At 40.0% G+C, this 19672-nt stretch carries 17 protein-coding genes and 1 pseudogene; 11 read left to right on the top strand and 7 right to left on the bottom strand.

Annotated features, from left to right (window positions below; genetic code table 11):
- The first annotated feature begins 387 nt into the window (after window positions 1-387).
- The 3 genes and pseudogenes from M3O96_RS08700 (at window position 388) to tnpA (ending at window position 6691) form a co-directional block, all read left to right on the top strand.
- Window positions 388-3522: an Eco57I restriction-modification methylase domain-containing protein gene (locus tag M3O96_RS08700; RefSeq protein ID WP_249719953.1), complete on the top strand. Its 3135-nt coding sequence runs from the start codon at window positions 388-390 to the stop codon at window positions 3520-3522.
- Window positions 3523-3526: 4 nt separating this feature from the next.
- Window positions 3527-6034: a DUF4268 domain-containing protein gene (locus tag M3O96_RS08695; protein WP_249719952.1), complete on the top strand. Its 2508-nt coding sequence runs from the start codon at window positions 3527-3529 to the stop codon at window positions 6032-6034.
- A gap of 214 nt (window positions 6035-6248) precedes the next feature.
- Window positions 6249-6691: pseudogene (tnpA, locus tag M3O96_RS08690) on the top strand (IS200/IS605 family transposase).
- Window positions 6692-6891: 200 nt separating this feature from the next.
- Here tnpA and M3O96_RS08685 read toward each other — a convergent pair.
- The 5 genes from M3O96_RS08685 to M3O96_RS08665 all read right to left on the bottom strand — a co-directional run bounded on the left by M3O96_RS08685 (window position 6892) and on the right by M3O96_RS08665 (window position 10531).
- Entirely contained in the window at window positions 6892-7566 is a 675-nt protein-coding gene (locus M3O96_RS08685) for a hypothetical protein (protein ID WP_249719950.1), read from the bottom strand.
- A 305-nt stretch (window positions 7567-7871) separates the two neighbouring features.
- Window positions 7872-8021: a hypothetical protein gene (locus tag M3O96_RS08680; RefSeq protein WP_249719949.1), complete on the bottom strand. Its 150-nt coding sequence runs from the start codon at window positions 8019-8021 to the stop codon at window positions 7872-7874.
- Window positions 8022-8028: 7 nt separating this feature from the next.
- Window positions 8029-8283 (bottom strand): hypothetical protein, encoded by a 255-nt coding sequence (locus M3O96_RS08675; RefSeq protein WP_249719948.1) that lies wholly within the window; start codon window positions 8281-8283, stop codon window positions 8029-8031.
- Between the two features lie 76 nt (window positions 8284-8359).
- Window positions 8360-8749: a hypothetical protein gene (locus tag M3O96_RS08670; protein ID WP_249719947.1), complete on the bottom strand. Its 390-nt coding sequence runs from the start codon at window positions 8747-8749 to the stop codon at window positions 8360-8362.
- A 729-nt stretch (window positions 8750-9478) separates the two neighbouring features.
- Entirely contained in the window at window positions 9479-10531 is a 1053-nt protein-coding gene (locus M3O96_RS08665; protein WP_283773973.1) for a CNNM domain-containing protein, read from the bottom strand.
- Window positions 10532-10780: 249 nt separating this feature from the next.
- Between M3O96_RS08665 and M3O96_RS08660 the strand changes: the two genes are divergently transcribed.
- The 8 genes from M3O96_RS08660 (at window position 10781) to M3O96_RS08625 (ending at window position 17382) form a co-directional block, all read left to right on the top strand.
- The gene (locus M3O96_RS08660) at window positions 10781-11155 is read left to right on the top strand and encodes a hypothetical protein (RefSeq protein WP_249719946.1); all 375 of its coding nucleotides are present in this window, start codon (window positions 10781-10783) and stop codon (window positions 11153-11155) included.
- Window positions 11156-11261: 106 nt separating this feature from the next.
- Window positions 11262-12935 carry an SLC5/6 family protein gene (locus M3O96_RS08655; RefSeq protein WP_249719945.1) on the top strand — a complete coding sequence of 558 codons (1674 nt, stop codon included), beginning with the start codon at window positions 11262-11264 and terminating at the stop codon, window positions 12933-12935.
- A 393-nt stretch (window positions 12936-13328) separates the two neighbouring features.
- Window positions 13329-13646: an ArsR/SmtB family transcription factor gene (locus M3O96_RS08650; RefSeq protein WP_249719944.1), complete on the top strand. Its 318-nt coding sequence runs from the start codon at window positions 13329-13331 to the stop codon at window positions 13644-13646.
- Window positions 13643-13876, top strand: coding sequence for a thioredoxin family protein (locus M3O96_RS08645; RefSeq protein ID WP_249719943.1), 234 nt, complete (start codon window positions 13643-13645; stop codon window positions 13874-13876). Before M3O96_RS08650 ends, M3O96_RS08645 begins: the two co-directional genes overlap by 4 nt.
- Before the next feature lie 15 nt (window positions 13877-13891).
- Window positions 13892-14869 carry a permease gene (locus tag M3O96_RS08640; RefSeq protein WP_249719942.1) on the top strand — a complete coding sequence of 326 codons (978 nt, stop codon included), beginning with the start codon at window positions 13892-13894 and terminating at the stop codon, window positions 14867-14869.
- Window positions 14870-14895: 26 nt separating this feature from the next.
- A complete protein-coding gene (locus M3O96_RS08635) occupies window positions 14896-16197 on the top strand; it encodes an acetolactate decarboxylase (RefSeq protein ID WP_249719941.1) in 1302 nt (433 codons plus the stop codon).
- 10 nt (window positions 16198-16207) lie between these two features.
- Window positions 16208-16933 carry an acetolactate decarboxylase gene (locus M3O96_RS08630; protein ID WP_249719940.1) on the top strand — a complete coding sequence of 242 codons (726 nt, stop codon included), beginning with the start codon at window positions 16208-16210 and terminating at the stop codon, window positions 16931-16933.
- Window positions 16934-16944: 11 nt separating this feature from the next.
- Window positions 16945-17382, top strand: a complete 438-nt coding sequence (locus M3O96_RS08625; protein ID WP_249719939.1) for a DinB family protein — start codon at window positions 16945-16947, stop codon at window positions 17380-17382.
- Window positions 17383-17474: 92 nt separating this feature from the next.
- On the opposite strand, the gene M3O96_RS08620 is transcribed toward M3O96_RS08625, so the two are convergent.
- The gene (locus M3O96_RS08620; protein WP_249719938.1) at window positions 17475-18752 is read right to left on the bottom strand and encodes a protein-disulfide reductase DsbD family protein; all 1278 of its coding nucleotides are present in this window, start codon (window positions 18750-18752) and stop codon (window positions 17475-17477) included.
- Window positions 18753-18769: 17 nt separating this feature from the next.
- Entirely contained in the window at window positions 18770-19522 is a 753-nt protein-coding gene (locus tag M3O96_RS08615; protein WP_249719937.1) for a low molecular weight phosphatase family protein, read from the bottom strand.
- Window positions 19523-19672 lie beyond the last annotated feature (150 nt).

Below are 19672 nucleotides of genomic sequence, written 5' to 3'. Positions count from 1 at the left end.
AAATACAAACTTGTACCATGGGGTAAAGGGTACTTCTCCGGGGAGGGGGGTACTTCCGAAGTACCTTTCTAGGCGTAGTCTTTTGCTTTTTAGCTTCGAAGTATGATGTGACGTTGGGTGGTGCCGACCTATCGGCATGGGTTTTAGGATAGAGTTTAATCTATTACATTTTCTTTGGCTAAAGCCTTTAAGCCTGATTACTTTTTTTGATCCACCAGCTAAAGCAGGTGGCAATAAACGCCAAGGACACGCTGCCACTGAATTTCTTTCATCATTTATCATCCTTCATTCTTAATTTTTTCGCCTCCATTGACCGATAAGTTACTTTCCTTCCTTATCTTCAAAAACCCAATTAGTTTGAATGCCTTTTTGATCCCAAATTAGCTTATGCCCCTTTTTCAAAATTCAGTCCTTAAAAAATACCTCGCAGGTCAGGATTATGCCGCTATGCATGCTGCTTTTGGGGCTTACCTGACTTACTTCCACGATCCGATGCGCCGGGCAAATATCCGGGCTTCCAAAGAGGAACAGTTTCAGGAGGGATTTCTGCGTGAGCTTTTTGTCAACATCCTCGGGTATACGATCAATCCCGATCCGGATTTTAACCTGACCACGGAACTCAAAAACATCAAGGACAGCAAGAAAACCGACGGCGCCATCATCAAGGACGGCAAAGCCATCGCCGTGATCGAACTCAAAGGAACGGATACCAAAGACTTAGAGAAAATCAGGGATCAGGCTTTCAATTACAAAAACAACCATCCCGACTGTATCTATGTCATTACGAGCAACTTTGAAAAGCTGCGCTTCTACATCCACAATGCGGTAGATTATATCGAGTTCTCCATCCTGCAGATGCAGCAGGAGGAATTCCGCCTGCTGTGGCTGTTGCTCCAAAAGGACAACCTCCTCAAAGGAATCCCACAACAGATCAAGACGGAATCGCTCCTTGTCGAGGAGCAAGTTACCAAGAAACTCTATTCTGATTACTCCGCCTTCAAGCAGGAACTGTGGCAGGATACCGTCGCCAATAATCCCGGACTGGACGAACTCCTGCTCTATAAAAAAAGCCAAAAGCTACTTGACCGCTTTCTCTTTATCTTCTTTGCTGAGGACAAGGGACTGCTGCCGCCAAACTCCATCTCCGAGATCGTCAAGCAATGGGACAAACTCGCCGAGATGGACGAGTACCGGCCACTGTATGACCGCTTCAAAAAGTACTTCGGCTATATGAATACCGGACGGGCACTTCCAGGCAAAGCCGAAATCCATGCCTACAACGGGGGACTCTTTGCACCTGATGAACTGCTTGACAGCTTGACTATCTCCGATGCCCTACTCAAAAAGCACGTCTCCAAACTCACCGAGTATGACTTCGAATCCGAAGTAGATACCAATATCCTCGGCCATATCTTCGAACACAGTCTGAACGATATCGAGAATGTCCGCGCTTCCCTCGAAGGAACGCAGGTAGACAAAAGCAAAACCAAGCGGAAGAAAGACGGGGTATTCTACACCCCCAAGTACATCACCAAATACATCGTAGACAATACCGTCGGCAAACTCTGCACAGAGAAAAAAACCGAGCTGGGCATCGTCGACGAAGACTTCGCCAAGGGGAAAGCCGGAAGAAAGAAAGACACGCTCCAGAAGCTTGTGACCCAACTCAAAGCTTATCGGGAATGGCTGCTGCAACTCGCCATCTGCGATCCTGCCTGCGGTTCGGGTGCTTTCCTGAATCAGGTGCTGGAGTTCCTGATGGCCGAGCACCGGTATCTGGACGAACTCGAATCCATGCTCTTCGAAAGCAGCATCGTCTTCCCAAACGTGGAAAACCATATCCTCGAAAACAACATCTTCGGCGTCGATATCAATGAAGAATCTGTGGAGATCGCCCGCCTCAGCTTGTGGCTGCGCACAGCACAGAAGGGAAGAAAACTCAGTACCCTAAGCTCCAATATCAAAGTAGGCAACTCCCTGATCGATGACCCCGAAGTAGCAGGAGACTTGGCCTTTGACTGGCAAGCCCAATTCCCAAAGGTCTTTGCCAAAGGAGGGTTTGATGTGGTGGTGGGGAATCCGCCTTATGTAAGGGCAGAGCTTCTTAGTGAATTCAGATCATATTTTTCAAAACACTTTAAAGTATTTGATCCGGCTAGTGATCTTTTTGCATATTTCTATGAACTCGGTTCCAACCTAATAAATCCTAATACTGGATTGATGGGCTTTATCTCTAACACCTTTGATAAAACCTCAGCTGGAATAGTATTGAGGAAGTATTTAAAAGAGAATTCAAGGATTTTTACTTATGTGGATTTTACTGAAGTCCAGGTATTTGATGGGGCCACTACATATCCGGTTATTATCTTATTGGACAAAAAAATTGTGATAGATAATCAATTTCCATTTACTAAAATCCCCCAATCCTCACAGGCAAAAGCCATTGATATTGCCTTACACAAAAATGTTATAGTGCCTCAAAATTCTTTAAAAAACTCTTCTTGGTCGTTCCTTCCAAAGGAAAATGTTGGTTTGTTTCAAAAATTAAACTCATTTAAATCCGTAAGAGAAAAATATGGTAAATGTTACTACGGTGTCAAAACAGCATTAAATGAAGCATTTATCATTGAAGCTAATTGGCCCATTTCCCATCATGTTAAAATGATCTATGAAGGAAAGGAAATCAAAAAATGGAAAACCCCAGACCCTCAACAAAAACTTATTTTATTCCCAAGTGGATGGACTAAAATTAAATATGGTACTTATATACAAGAGGATGACGCTTTAAGCTTATTAAAAAAAGACTTCCCTGAAATAATAAACCATCTTATGCCTTTCGAGGAGGGAGGGAAGAAGAGATATGATAAAGGAGATTTTTGGTGGGAACTTAGGAATTGTGCCTATTATGATTTGTTTGAACAACCAAAAATCATTTTTCCAAATCTTCAAAATAAGAATAAGTTTAGTCTAGACACTGAGGGTGTTTTTGTAAATGCTCCTGCTGTTTTCCTTCAAACTTCAAGTAAAACTTTACTTTGTGTTCTGAATTCTAAATTGGTTTGGGAATTCCTTAAATCAATCTGCGTCGTCAGAAGTGGTGGCTATATTGAAGTAAAACCTCAATATTTTGAACAAATTCCTATTCCAGAATTTAAGAATGAAGAACAGTTTGAAAGTAAAGCTGATATGATAATCGAAGCAACTAAAAATCTCCAGTCCTCAACATCTAGATTTTTGGGATTACTTCAATCCAAATTCCACATAGAAAAACCCTCAACCAAACTCCAAAACTGGCCTGACTTGGACTTCAAGGGATTTTTGGGAGAGTTGGCCAAGGCCAAGGTGAAGCTGAGTCTGTCAGAAGAAGCGGAATGGATGGCGTATTTCCATGAACAAAAAGCCAAAGCCCAATCCCTCCAATCCGACATCACCCGCCTCGACCGGGAGGTCGATGCCTTGGTGTATGAGTTGTATGGATTGACGGAGGAGGAGATTAACATTATAGAAAACAATAAAATTTAAACTGATGAAAGCAACTCAATCACAAATAAATAACTTTTTGCAGACACCCAATATACAGTTTGTTATTCCGGTTTATCAAAGAAATTATGATTGGACAAATACAGAATGTAAGGAGCTCCTTAATGATATCATCTCTGTGCAATCAGAAGATCGGGGTACCCATTTTATAGGGAGTATTGTATTTGTTCATGAAGGTATTTTCATAGTAAATGAAGTCAAGGAATTGGTCATTATCGATGGTCAGCAGAGATTAACCACTATCAATATTTTGTATGTAGCGCTGTATCGCTTTGCAAAATCAAGTGGTAAATCGCATGACGCAGAACGCCTTTACAATATGTTTTTAACAAATCAGTATGTTAAAAATGAATCAAGTAAATTGAAACTGAAACAAACGGACACCAATTCTTTGGCATTCAAATCTATTTTGCTTGGTACCGAAAGTATATCCCATGGTTTTTCTAATGTGATCGAAAACTACAATTATTTCAGGAGCGTAATCAATGATGATAATTTTGAATTAATCTTGAATGGATTGAATCGATTGATCTTTGTTGAAATCTCATTGGAAAGAGACAAAGACGATCCGCAGCGTATTTTTGAAAGTTTGAACTCAACGGGATTGGATTTATCCCAATCTGATTTAATAAGAAACTTTATTTTGATGGACTTACCTCCGAAGGACCAAAATAGAATTTTTGAAACGGTATGGAGCCCCATTGAAGAAAATGCCAAAGATTTAGTAAAGCAGAATTCTTTAGTGTCAGAATATATAAGGGATTACTTGACCCTTAGAAATAAAAAAATACCAAATAAAAGTAAGGTTTACGCAGAGTTTAAAAGTCTCTATGCCAATAAAAAAGATGAAGCGTATCAACAGGAACTTGAAAATATAAAATCATTATCAATACACTATAAGAAGTTTATTAATCCATTTACGGTTGCCGACTCCGATACCAAAAAGGAATTAGAATATATCAATCGATTAGAAATAAATGTGGCTTATCCCTTTCTCCTTCAAGTATTCGAGGATGCTGAAAATGGAATGATAGGAAAAAATGAATTGATAAAAATTTTAAAACTAATACAGTCCTACGCTTGGAGAAGATTTATTGTTGGATTACCTACTAGTGCATTGAATAAAATTTTTATGACCTTGTATTCAGAAGTCGACACAGAGGAATACTACGATTCCCTTGCTAAAGCTTTAATCAAAAAGAAAGGAAGTGCCAAGTTTCCAAGTAATGAGGATATCAAGACAGCCTTAAGAGATAAGGATTTGTACAATACCCAACCGAAAAACAGAAATTACTTTTTTGAATTGCTGGAGAATTACAACAACCGTGAATTTGTTGATACAAGTAATGAAAAGATTACAATAGAACATATCTTCCCAAGAAACCCTAATGAGACTTGGATTGAAGATTTATCATCTGAAGAATATTTCCTTTTTAAGGAAAAGTATCTAAATACAATTGGAAACCTTACTCTTTCAGGTAATAATGGACCTTTAGGCAATAAGTCATTCCTTGCCAAAAAGGAAATGAATAATGATGACCAAAAACAAGGTTACCAATTTAGCAGACTATGGTTAAACTCTTACCTAAGTTCATTAGACAAGTGGGATATTTCAAAATATGAGGAACGTCTGAATATAATCTATGATCGATTCTTAAAAATCTGGGAATTTCCTGAAGTTGAAATCAATCAGGAATCTGATTTAGAAGAGCAGAATATTTTTGATGCCGAAAGCCCAACCAATAAAAAACTTGAGTATTTCATTTTTGAAAACACCAAGGTTGAAGAAGACACGGTAGCTCAAATGTATTTCTACGTAATTAGAAACCTTTATGAAAAGAACTCTCAACTGTTATTGACCAATCAAAATGTTATAAAAATAACACGAAGCGAAGCAGATTTTAGAGCTCCCCAAGAGGTTAATAATGGTTGGTTTATTGAATCAAACATAGATAGCAATTCCAAATTTTCGAACTTAAAAAAGATACTTTCAATATTTGAATTGGAAGATGAATTGTTCATAAAATTTCAATCCCCTTTAGAAAACGAAGCTGAGCCAAACAGATTTGGAATTAGAAAAAAGTATTGGCAACAAATATTGCCTCTTATCAAACACAAAAATTTATTTGTCAATGTCAATCCTACTAAAGACCATTGGTTAGGAACAGGTGCAGGAATTGGTGGAGTGTCCTACAACTTTATCATTACAAAAACACATGTAAGGATTGAATTAACGATTTCAACATCTACTAAAGAGAAAAACAAATTGTTATATAAGAGACTTCATAAAAACAAAGAAAATATAGAAAGCATATTTGGAGGCCAATTAGGATGGGAGGAACTTCCTGATAATAAAATGAGCCGAGTCAGAATTGAACATCAAGGGGTCAATATTTTCAATGGAAATGACTGGCCAATTATGAATGAGTTTTTCATTCTTAATCTGCCAAAGTTTGAAAATGCATTCCAACCTTTTATTAAGGAGTTAAGATAATTATCATTTGCCTTGCTTAGTAATCCAGTTTATGACTTGACAGACGAGGAGATTAGGATAGTGGAGGGAAATGGATAAATCCATTTTATTTAAGACGTTGCAACGACATAGCCCACGGTTTAAACCGTGGGCTATGGATGATGCATCGAGTGACCAAGAACCATTTCAATGGTTTTAAAATCTGAATTAAACATTATCCAAAATCCCTCATCATATGTCCCATTCCTATAACAAATTATGGATCCACGCCATTTGGGCCACAAAAGAAAGGATGCCATTGATCAATTCAGTTGCTGAACCTAAGATTCATCAATTCATCTCAGAACAGTTTCGTGAATCAGGATGTCCGGTAAGGATTATCAATGGAATGTCAGATCATATACATTGTTTATTTTTATTGAATCCCCAAAAATCAATCACGGAAGTTATCAAACAGGTAAAAGGAAGCAGCTCTCATTATATCAACCAAAATGATCTTACAGTGGAAAAGTTTTATGGCAAACAGGTTATGCTGCATATTCTGTTTCTGAATCCATTGTAGAGAAGGTTTTTACCTATATCAAAAATCAAAAGGCACACCACCAGAAAAAATCATTCAGTCAGGAATACGAAGAGTTTTTGAAATTGAATAAGATGGATGAGAATCAGAATTTATAGCTTATAGTTTCAACCATTGGTCATCAAGGTGGATCAAGAAAGAAAAACCATTTCAATGGATTACCAATTATAATGATATCCAAAATCACAAATCCTTATGTCACATTCTTACAATTTATGGATATCAGTGAGCCAACATCAGGACAAAAAAAAAGCAGGAGAGATTGATCCCTCCTGCTTCAACTAATATAAGTCTTCTTTTAATTTCCGTTATCTCCAGTCACGTCACCAAAGCAATCCTTGGAATGGACTTTGACGTTGGCATCGATTCCTTCAAAGAATGCTCCAGCACCGAATGCGGCTATTGTAAACCCTGTTTCGCAATGAAAATCAGCCGTTGCTTTAACAAGACCATACCGGATATCAGTGGTGGCATCCAATCCGATACCATTGTCCTCAGCTATCCATATTGCATACCTTCCAACAAAACCAGGAACATTCGTCTCGGTAATCACGCCGGTCATACGAACAGTCTTACAGTCTTCTTCGAAGACCATACAAGTAACATCCCCTTTTGCAAAAGCTTCCAAAACACCATTTTCATCAAAGTTGGAAACTTCGAAGGTTCCGGATATGGTTCCGGCCTTCAGGGTGGCTTTATAGGATTGAGATTCAGTCCCTGTACCAAGAGCTCCACCTGTCAAGGATACATCATTGGCTTTAGCCCATCCTTCACCGGGCATCCAATTTTTGCGGGCATTGAGGCTACCAGGAATGTAATCACTAGGTACAGTGATATCGGGTTTCAATAATCTCGCAGTTGCATCGGACAGGTCGGGGGCCTGTGACGAATCTTCCAGACTACAGCTGGAAACCAAAATCAGAAAGGAGAAGAAGAATGCTGAACTCCATGCGATTAAATTTACTTTTTTCATGTTATTAGGGGTTTTGTGTGGATAAAAATATTTTCAAAAAGATAATAGGAAATATTAGGATAAGCAACAAAAATATAAAAAAAGGTAGATTAACCACTAATTATTGTTATTCATAGTTCTAATCAATCAGGAATAGTTTAATTTTCAAATTTTAAAGGTTTGGGAAAACCTCCAAACTGTTCTGCTTTATTACCCCCCCGCTGGGTGGGATTTTGTAATTCCACCCTTTTATTTTTTGGGATTAGAAATCCCAATTCTGAGAAGTTCAAGCCTCTCAGGTTGTTGTCACCATTTACCGATTATTCTTACTCCGAAGTGAAGGGGGGTACTTCGGAAGTACCCCCCTCCACTTCATAACCTACCCGAGTCACCTTTTTACTTACCCGAGTCACCTTTTTACTGACACGGGTCGCCTTTTTGCTGACAGCGGTCGCCTCAGAGGTGACACGTCTCACCTTTTTGCTAACCCGTGTCGTCTTTTTGCACCTCGCGGTCGCCTTTTTGGTAACACGTCTCGCCATTTTGGTAACCTGTGTCACCTTTTTGCACCTCGCGGTCACCTTTTTGGTGACACGTCTCACCATTTTGGTAACCCGGGTCGCCTTTTTGGCTCTCGCTGTCGGCTTTTAGGTGACACGATGGTTCTCCGAAGTGGGTAAGGTGATATCTTTGGATAGACCTGTCAGGTTTTGAAAACCTTACAGGTCTTTTTCTCAAAGCGTGGAAATAAAAAAACCGGACCCTTGCAGGTCCGGTTAAGTCTAAGTTTCAATCAAGGGTTAATCTTTTTTCTTTATTCGTTGGAGGATGGCTTCCTGCCCTGCTTCTCAAACCTCTTTCTCAGGTCTTCATAGATGGCTTTGGCATCGGGAGCATTGACCTTCGCGGCCTGCTTGACCGAGTTGTAATAACTCAGCGCACCCACATAAGCCTCAGAGCCTGCAAGCATGGCGGTATCGCTCATGTTGTCTTTGATCTGATCTACCATCCTGAGTAGCGGAAGCAGATTGGAGGTGGCATTCCAATCTTTTTGGAGTTCGCCTTGACTGACAAAGGGCGGAAGAAACTCCGCATTGTTGATGGCATAGTCCATGACCTTGTCTACAAAAGGCTCCGTGCCGTCACTCATCTTGGGGATAGTCTTGCGCTGCTCGGGTGTGAGTGCGATGACATGGGGGGCCAAAAGACCCTGTACTTGTTGGAGAGCGGCCTTGATGGCCTGGAGATCCGCAGGTGGGATCTCGATCGAGATTCGATTTTCCATTGATTGGATTATTTAGGGTGTATGAATGAAACTGTGGGTACCATGTACCTAGAACAAAATGTAGTTATTGCCTTGAAAATAAACAAGGGTTTAGGTAAAAAAATTTAAGAAAGTTAGTTGAAAAGACAGGTAAGGCAGTTAAAGGACTACAAAATCCTTCCCACGTAATAAGTCTAGGTTCCTGAAAAATCCAAAGAATATATAATATTTCTCAAAAATTTTGATAACCCGCCAAAGTAAATTGTTTCAGCTTTGTTTATTAAAATGATTATAGCTTAAGAGGTACGGGCAATATAAATATGCAGTCATTTTAATCGTGATAAAGGACACTTTTTAAATTATCCGTGGTAAGGTAAGATATACCTCCACTATTGCTTATAGGTCAATAGTGTTGGAGTTTTTGTAATGGTTGATTTTGTTTGGGTGAATTTAATGAGACCGATAATTACCTACCACGGATAATTAACTAGAAAAAAACATTATAAGAAATTATTATTAGGCTTTTTGCAACTTAGATAAGATAGGTTCCACCTGTCTTTTCTTTTTTCTACCATTCGGCGTACTTTATTGGTAATTTGTTTTGCCCAAGGTGTTTCCGGTAACTATTAAAAAGTTGGACTTCCTATGACATAAGAATCTCCTTAACCACTATTTGTCCTTTTTCAAAAGTTCGTATTTTTTCTGCTTGTCTTGCCATCTTTTTACAGCATATTGCTGCATGTCATCCACTCTGTCCTTTTCATCTACAATTTCAAAACCGAGCAAAGATTCAATAATATCTTCCAATGTGGTAATTCCATCCATTCCCCCATATTCGTCTATAACCAAAGATATTTGTTCTCTTTTTTGAAGCAATTCTTCCCATGCATCGAATAGGGTAATGTCTTCAGGGAAGGAAATAATGTCACGTTTGATGTCTTTAAGTTTTAAATCAAACTGGTCTTCTGCCAATTTTTCAAAAACCAATTCTCTAAATACATAACCTGTGATATTATCCCTATTGTCGTAATAAATCGGAATTCTAGAAAAGTGCAAAAATTCTTTATTCTTCAAAAATTCCTGTAAAGTCATTTCCTCATTTGCAGTGACCACCACCATCCGAGGTGTCATAACCTCTTTGATTTGTACACTTTTAAGTTTGATCAGGTTTTGGATGATCTTATTTTCCTTGTCTGCAAAAATCCCTTCATGTGTACCAATATTTGTCAATGCAGAAATCTCCTCTCTGCTCGTGGTCAGTTCCGATTTTTCTCTCGCCAGCATTTTTGTCAATATAGAAGAAAGCCACACCAAAGGGTAAGTAATAAAAATCATTCCATTGATCACCTTCGAAGCTGATCCTACAAGTTCCCTACTATAGTTTGCTCCAAGTGTTTTTGGTATGATTTCAGTAAGTACCAAGATCAAAAGGGTCAATACCGCTGATACAATTCCAAAGTAGGCTTCACCAAAAACAATTGTCGCCTGTGCTCCTACTCCGGCCGCTCCTACTGTATGTGCTACCGTATTTAAGGATAGGATGGCTGACAAAGGTTTGTCAACATTTTCCTTGAGTTTTATCATGGCGTCTGCGCTTGTGTCGCCATATTCCGACTTTGATTTTAAATATGAGATCGGGACAGAAAGCAAAACAGCCTCCATTATAGAACATAAAAACGATGTGATAAGGGCAATAAAAAGATATATAAATAGAAGCGTCATAAAGTTCTCAAATCTTTAAAATGTAATTAATATTTCTATTATTAAAACCGAATACCTCCGCTCAAAAAATCAATAGGACGGAAGTCCCAGATATTTATCGCATAGTTAGGCCCAACAAATATCGTGATGTTTTATTTACAGTTGGTTACCTTCCACATTTTTTCAGAATCAAAATGAATCAATAAAAATATTTGGTAGTCATTTGTTAAGTGTGGTATTTTTAATTTCTTTTGAGCAAAATTTCAAAGAATGGGTGGTCAGCTGCTTGATGTATTTAAAGTATTTGCATCCGGGATATTCTTTATCTCCATCTTCACTTTTTCAATAGGAGATGTTCAAAGCTTTGAAAGCCTTGCAAATCCCTCCACTGAGGCGGTTTATGAAAACCTTACAAGAAACAATTGCCCGTCTTCTGTTGATTGGCAGGACATCATGGTTACAGGAAGCAATACTACTTCCATATTTTCTCATGATAATAGCAACAAGCATTTTGGGAGTATTTGTTGGTTTTTTGTAAACCGATCTATCCATTTACCTCATTCACTTTTTGGTTTTAGAAGTATCAAAGGATTGCGGTTTACCGGCCTTTTGGACCAAATGCATCCTATATTTTTCTTTTTTTGAAGTAATCCAAATTTTTATTGCGTGTCCTGTATGTCGATACAGTAGACCGTGGACATAAACCACATCATTCACTCACATTTTAATTTAGCTTTTCTATCATATACTCATGGAAAAGAAAACATTGGCCAAAGATGCCTGGGGTTCTAGGTTGGGCCTTATTCTCGCTATGGCAGGTAATGCTGTAGGTCTTGGAAACTTCCTCCGCTTTCCTGTTCAGGCTGTCCAAAACGGAGGAGGCGCTTTTATCATTCCCTACCTTGTTTGTTTTTTGGTAATGGGTATACCCCTTTTGTTTATTGAATGGTCTTCCGGTCGGTTTGGAGGAAAATACGGTAACCATAGTACGCCATTCATTTTGGATACGATGGGCAAAGGGAGTCTGTGGAAATATATAGGAGTGTTTGGAATCTTTACAAACATTGCCGTCGTGGCCTATTACACCTATATCGAGACTTGGAGTCTGTCTTATGTCCTGCACACCATGTTGGGCACATTTGAAGGCATGTCCCAAACGCAGGTGGCACAATTTTTTGACAGTTACATTTCGATTGGTTCCAACAGTACCGGCATCCCATATGAACCTGTCATATTCTATGTTTTGGTATTGGCCCTGAATGTATATATTCTATCGAAAGGCCTCGGAGGGATCGAAAAAGCAGCCAAAATCGGCATGCCTCTCTTGATCCTTTTTGGGATTATTTTAGCAGTGAAGGCTTTGACTTTGGGAGAATCCGGCCGTTCTATAGAGTTCCCCGATGCAAGCGCATGGGATGGGTTGAATTTTCTATGGACACCACAGTTTGATTCCTTACTTAATCCAAAGGTATGGTTTGCAGCTGCCGGACAAATTTTCTTTACGCTATCGGTAGGAATGGGCACTATCCAATGTTACGCCTCTTACCTCAGGGCCAATGATGATGTCGCATTGAACGCAGTTTCTGCAGGCTTTATGAATGAATTTGTCGAGGTGGTTCTTGGAAGCTCCATTGTTATTCCTATAGCCGCCGGATTTTTGGGTCTGGATTGGGTATTGGAAAATGCAGGATTTGGAATGGCATTTCAGACGATGCCCTTTCTGTTTCAGCAATGGGGCACTACCATGGCGATGTTTTCCGGAGTATTCTGGTTTGGGTTGTTGTTTTTTGCAGGCATTACCTCTTCACTTGCCATGGGAACACCCTGGATGGGATTTATGAAAGATGAATTTGGCTGGGGAATGAAAAGGGGCGCCTGGTCTTTTGGACTTTTGGCTTTGATTATGGGATTGCCGACGGTCTTTTATTATCATCTCGGGGTATTTGATGAATATGATTACTGGGGAGGAACAGTCAGCTTAGTATTGTTTGCCTTATTAGAATCCGTTTTATTTTCATGGATTTTTGGAATAAACAGAGGTTGGCAGGAAATCACGGATGGTGCTGACATCAAGGTTCCCAATGTGTTTAAGTTCATCATCAAATATGTAACCCCGTTTTTGCTGCTACTGGTTTTTATAGGGGCATTGGTGACACCTCAGGGAAATGACTGGACCACCAATATCAACAACCTACTGAGTGGACAGGGATGGGAGTTAGATAATGGCTCTATTATCAGAAAATTGTCTTTGTATGAGCTTAAGAGCCAACTAACAGAGGCAAAGAGCGCTACTGATCGGGATTTAATAGAGGATAAGGTATTCTATGCCAACTTTGCAAGAATTCAGTTGGTAGTATTATTTCTGTTCATCACCATGTTAGTACACATCGCAAATATCAAAAGGACCAAACTGTTAGCAAAATGAACCTACTTCCATTGATTATGCTCATCATCAGCCAAGGCTTGGTTACGGGAGCCACCATTCATTTTTTGGTAAAAGTTTTGAAAACACCCTTGAAGAAGGAGGGTGCGGACTCATAGAATTTGGGTAATGGAAAATGTAAAAGAAGTAAAATCTGGGGAATGGTTCACTTTTCAGCAGTAATTCCATTACCCATTTTAGGGCAACTTCTCAAAGTTACCCCCATTCCCTTATCCCTCTTTGTCACTTTTTTACTAACCTATACTTTTTCTGGCTTTTTCAGAAAATGAAATAATGAACTTAAGCATCATGTCAAACCAAAATCATACGCCTGGGTGATATATATCACCTTCATCCATTCCTATTCATCGTACTTTTACGATGTACAATTTCAATATGGAAAGAACAGCAATTAAAGTAGATTACGAGGAAAAGGAAATCCTCCTCGCTCAATATGCCAAAGCCATGGGACATCCGGTCAGGGTACAGATACTTAATCTGCTGAATAGACAATCCTGCTGCTACAATGGTGATTTGACAGACTTGATTCCCTTGGCGCAATCTACCATTTCGCAGCATCTCAAAGCCTTGAAAGAAGCAGGATTGATACAGGGAGAAATCATGCCTCCTAAAATCAAATACTGCCTCAACAAAGAAAAATGGGCAGAGGCTTCTCAATTATTCGAAAGCTTATTTAATCCAACACAATCATGAAAACGATCAAAATCCTAGGTACAGGCTGTCCCAAATGCAAACAGACTGAAGCCATCATCAAAGAAGTTATTGCAAGGGAAGGCATTGAAGCAACTGTTATAAAGGTGGAAGACATCCAGGACATCATGGCCTATAATATCCTTTCCACTCCGGCGGTGGTCGTGGATGAAGTGGTCAAGATAAAGGGCAAAGTTCCCACTTCGCAGGAAATCATTGCAGCACTTGCATAATTAAATACTAAGGTATTGTTTGACTGGTTACAAACTTTCGCAGATTGGCTCATCTTCGGCATTATCAATGTAGAGGCAGAAAGCCGTCTGGGTGTTGCCCTCAATTTCTTCGTCTATGATACGCTGAAGATTTTGATTTTACTTTTTGTAATCACATTCTTGATGGGGATTGTCAATACCTATTTCCCGGTTGAGCGCTTGAGGGATTTTCTCAACAGAAGAAAGTTGTATGGTTTGGAATATTTCCTTGCTTCGCTCTTTGGGGCGATCACGCCATTCTGTTCCTGTTCTTCCGTACCACTGTTCATTGGATTTGTGCAGGGAGGCATTCCACTGGGAGTCACTTTTGCGTTTTTGATTACCTCTCCATTGGTCAATGAAATAGCCCTTGCCATCTTCTTGGGCATGTTTGGATTAAAGTTCACCTTGATCTATGCGGCTGTGGGGATTTTGCTGGGAATGATCGGTGGTATTGTTTTGGGTAAACTGAACCTAGAAAAACACCTGACCCCTTGGGTCCAACAGTTGATTCAAAACAAAAATAAAGTTCAGGAAGGTTTTGAATCAGAATCCACGCCATTCCTTCAGCGATTGCCCGGCATTGGCGGGGAAGCTTGGGGAATTGTCAAAAGCATCGTGGTCTATGTGATCATCGGGATCGGGATAGGTGCTGCGATGCATGGTTATGTTCCCGAAAACTTCTTTGAGCAATACCTTGGTGCCGGTCAATGGTGGACTGTTCCGCTTGCCGTAATCCTTGCTGTTCCTCTATATGCCAACGCCGCAGGAATCCTACCTGTTGTACAGGTGATGGTCGTCAAAGGAATTCCCATCGGTACAGCCATTGCCTTTATGATGGCGACCATAGGACTTTCGATCCCGGAAGCCACCCTTCTAAAAAAAGTCATGAACATAAAGATGATCGCCATTTTCTTTGGCACAGTGACCTTCTTTATCATCGTTTCGGGTTTTCTTTTCAATTGGCTTCTTTAACCACATCATATCTTGAATTGTAAAATATGAAAAAATTATCCCTTTTGGTTTTCCTGATCTTGACAAGCTTTCTAGGGTATTCTCAACATGGGGAAATCAAATCAGCCGGTGCAATGAGTGAAATGGGAAGGAACAATTTTGCTCCAAACATCAGCTTGGATACTCTTAAAAAGTATCCCCGGATTTTTGGTTTGGGTCCTTTGGGAAAAATGCAGGGAGAAATTACCTTGGTAGATGGGATTCCTTTTGCAGGAAAAGCGGACTTGGATGGTAAAGCCTCCATTCAGAAAGAATGGGATGTGAAAGCGCCATTTTTTGTCTATGGAGAAGTAGAAGAATGGGAATCTTTTCCGATCGACGGGCAAGTTACAAGCATGGCTGATTTAGAAAAGTCAATTGAACAAGTTGCTTTATCCAAAGGATTTGACCTTTCAAAACCATTTGTTTTTAAAATTTCAGGGGAGTTTGACCTGATGGTCACCCATATCGTGACGCCGAGATCAGAGGAATTTTCTGGGTTTAAGTCGAGGCGAAATCAGGAAAATTACACGCATGAGAATGAATCTGGTGAACTGATCGGCTTTTACTCCCAAATCGGAAAAGGGATATACACGCCCCAAAACAGCAATATCCATATCCATTTTATCAATGATGCCCAAAGTTTCACAGGACATTTGGATAAAATAGAAACCAAGCTAGAAGGAGTTATCATTTACCTTCCCAAACGAAAGAAGGAAATCAGCTTCAAAACCACTGATACAGATTTTTCTAAAGGTCGACTGGGATTTCAACAGGAAGTTGGATTGGATGACATGGTCAAATTCCATGGTCATCTTTGTGATGGATTGGTCGTAGGGGCATTAGGTTTGAACGAGGCTTTAGAAACATTATTTCCGGATGGGCTGATCGATAGGACAGACTTGAGGATCGTTTCTAAATCTTCTCCCTGTCTGACCGATGTGGCTGTTTACCTGACCGGGGCAAGGTATCAATTTGGGACTTTTTATGTGGATGATGCCATTGAGGGACTTTATGTGGTGCAAAAAATCTCCGATGGTAGCACCTATCAGGTCAATCTCAAGGATGGTGTCAAGCCCTCAGCCATCAAGGAAATGGAAATACTTGCGGTACAAAAAGAGCTTTCTGATTGTCAGTTATTGGAGCTCAGGAATTTGGAGGACGATTTTACACAGTTTCTTTTGGATGCTGATGCCAAAGAAATATTTCAAATCAAGGCCATAGACGGCTTTGAATGGAAACCTGTATTGAAAGGAGATTTTATCAAAACTGATATCCTGAATAAAAATGCCGGAAGCTGTTCCTTATAATCTTTATATCATGAAAAAAATCCTCTTACTCTCCTTGACCATTTTTCCATTGTTGAGCCAAGCCCAAAGCATCCAACTTATAGGATCGACGGCACAGATCATGAAGGAAAAGAATCTATCAGCCAATATCGATTTGGATACCATCACTGACAGAAAGTTTCTTTATGCGATTGGTGCCATGGAAAATCTTCAGGGAGAAATCATTGTCTTCAATGGTAAAGCACTCTATGCAGGCTTGGATAAAGATAGGCAGCCATATTGGGAGCAAACCTATGATAAGAAAGCGATTTTTTTGGTAAGAAGTAATGTGGCTGCCTGGCAAAAAACAATATTTACAGAGCCCATCTCTGACAGACATGAACTTACCAAAATCATCTTGAGAGAAGCAGGAAAAGCAGGTTTGGATACGGTGGGTGGTTTTCCTTTTAGGATAAAAGCCAAAGTAGACCATATCGAGGCACATATTGCTTTTCTCAGGCCTGAAACCGTTGCTGACTTTTCACCAATGGCTAAAAAGCAGGATGACTATCCTCTAGAATTAAATAATCAAAATGTCTGGATAATAGGATTTGCAGCGACGACAGCGGGCGGAAGATTTGCCATGCCTGCTATGGGAAACAATCCGCCGAGTCAGCTTCACATGCACTACATTAGAAATGACAGGGAAGAGGCAGGGCATATTGAAGACCTCATCATCAAAGGGACTTGGCAGCTATGCCTTCCCATAAAACAATAAACTTATCTATCATGAAAGCACTGATCGAACTTTGGAGAGAAGGCCGCACCCGGTTTACCATCCAGCTTGCAAACTTAAAACAGGAGGATTTAATCAAAAAACTTGGTGCCAGTCCAAATTCGGTAGGATTCCTGATCCGGCACATGGCTGAAGTGGAGTTACTTTTCGCCAAAAATGTTTTTGGAAATATGGATGTCAAAGTAGATGCCCAAACGCTCAAAGCAGGAAGAGATACCGGAGAATGGACAGATTTGGAACCTTTGTTGGCGTTGACTGAAGAGGCCGGAAAGCAATTGGAGATAGCCATTGCAAACCAAAATGATTGGGATACCATCATCGAAACAAGGGAATTTGGGAAAAAGACCAAAGCGGAATCATTGGGAAGGATCACCACCCATACGGCTTACCATGCAGGGCAGTTGGCGATAGTAGTAAAGTATGGAAAGTGAAAATAAACTAATGTTTCATGATAAGGATCTAACCAAATTCCTTAAACTGAATTCCAAATGAAGCAATTCAAGCAGGAATCAAACTCTTGAATTTATTCCAAAAACAAAATCATTTCCTCTGTTTTGGTAAAGTCATTGGTCTTGTACAATACATTGCCTGAGGCATCGGTGATCAAAAAGAAAGGGATGCCGATTTTGAGTTCAGGGAATCTGGGGTCATTTCTGTATTTGTCAAATTCAGTAGAAGTGTCGTACACTTTATACAAAACAGCATTCTGCAAAGCGGCATTCAGCTGTTCGTCTTTTTGTGTTTTCTCCTGAAAAGCCTTGCAATTGGTACACCAATCCGCATGGAAATCTACAAATACCAATTTGCCGGTTTCTCCTGCTTTGCTGTAAGCATTTTCCTTGTTGAGATACCAAGTCAGTTCTCCTTTTTGTTCGATATTATCCGAATCGGAATTTGACGCTGTCAAGTTGTTTCCACCAACAGCTTGACCCGGTAATACATTGGAAGCCATGATCAAAAACCCAATTACTCCCAAAAGAGAATACAAAGCGGTTTTGATTTTTTCTTGTTTGGTCTTCTGGACTGACTGGATCTGAAAAATCGCATATACAAAAAGTATAGCGCCAATGATGGTATAACTCGCCATTTGGTCGTTAAATCCTAATCCGTTTAGTCCTTTGACAAAATATCCGATGGCAAAATAGCCGATCATAATCGCGAATACCCATTGAACAGACAACATCCATTTTCCGCTTTTTGGTAAAGCCATTCCAAAAACACCTAAAAGCAAAACCGGTATTCCGACACCCAAACCAAAAAGCATCATCTTGAAAGCCGCTCCCAAAGTCAAGCCAAAAGTGATTTCAGAAGCTCCTGAAGCAATGGCAATGAGTATGCTGACTACAATCGGACCCACACAAGCGGAGGACAAAAGACCTGCACCTGCACCCATTACGAATGTACCGCCCAATCCATTTTTTTCGCTTTCGACCTGACCTCCAAAAAACGGCAGGTGAAGCAAGTCAACCGTCGCCAAAGCCATTACGAATAATAGCAAGCCAATACTCAGATTAGCCAAGGGCAATTGCAAAACCTGATTGAATGCACCTCCTGTCAAAGCGGCTATGATCCCAAAGCCAAAGTAAATAGATGCCAAACCCGCATAGTAAATCAGGGGATGGGCGAATTTTCCCAGATCGCTTTTCCTGTTTCTGAGAAAATTGACAGTCAGAGGATATACAGGATAGACGCAGGGCAAAAGGCTAGCCAATACACCACCCAAAAAGAGGAAGAGATAGGCACTTGGCCCAGAACTGATGGCTAGTTGGTCAGAGACCCAACCGTTGATTTGATCAAACATGAATCGAAAAGGAGAATTTATGCTTTGACTTTTGACATTAGGAAAAACATTTCAGTGGCTATCTGACGACATCTTTCATCGTAGGCTGCTTGTTCCTGAGGTGTTCCATCAAAATCCTTTGGATCCTCGTAAGGGATAGGAGACCTCATGGAAGCACCGGGAATGAATGGGCAATTTTTATCTGCCTCCGAGCAAGTCATGATGGCCACAAAATTTTCCTGAGGATTGGATGGGTTGTCGTAAATTTTAGAGAAGCATTCCATTTTTGGGCCATTATCCGCAAATCTTACCTGATAATTTGGATTGGATCCGCCGGGATTTTCTACTGTAAATCCTGCCCTTTCCATAGCTGCTACTGCCTTTGGGTTGAATGCTGTGACTTCAGTACCTCCGGAAAAAGTGAATATTTCAGAAATGCCGTAATATTCTGCGGCGGTTGCAGCCCACAATTGACTCATATGACTTCTCCTGCTGTTGTGGGTGCAGATGAAAACTAGATTTGCGGCTTCTCCTGAATTCTTTTTAGTCTGGATATAAAGCGCAAGTTTTTGTAGTTCTTTTTTCCTTCCCGCAGGGATATTTTCCATTTCTGATTGAATACTTTCGATGTATTGGTTAAGGACAGGATACATGGATGGGGAATTTAAGTTTGTGGAAACGGCCGGAAAACTTTTTTCTTCATCAGAAGCTAATTCGGTTTTCGAATTCTTTTCGGAAGAACAACTCCATATGATTGATAAAAATAAAATGGAAACGAATAGTCTTTTCATAGTTGTAGGCAAGTGGAATAATGGCTTAATTAATATATCGCAATATTACAAGATAACAAATGAACCTCAACAGGAATTATGTTAACATTTGGTTAACTTTAGATTTATCCAATTATAGAAAGCTCATTTCTTCGATAAGTTTCGCCCTTT

It is taken from the genome of Aquiflexum sp. TKW24L (genome assembly GCF_023502205.1).
Classification (GTDB): Bacteria; Bacteroidota; Bacteroidia; order Cytophagales; family Cyclobacteriaceae; genus Cognataquiflexum.
The sequence above is the reverse complement of the archived record's forward strand: the minus strand, read 5'-3'. Positions and strand labels throughout refer to the sequence as shown.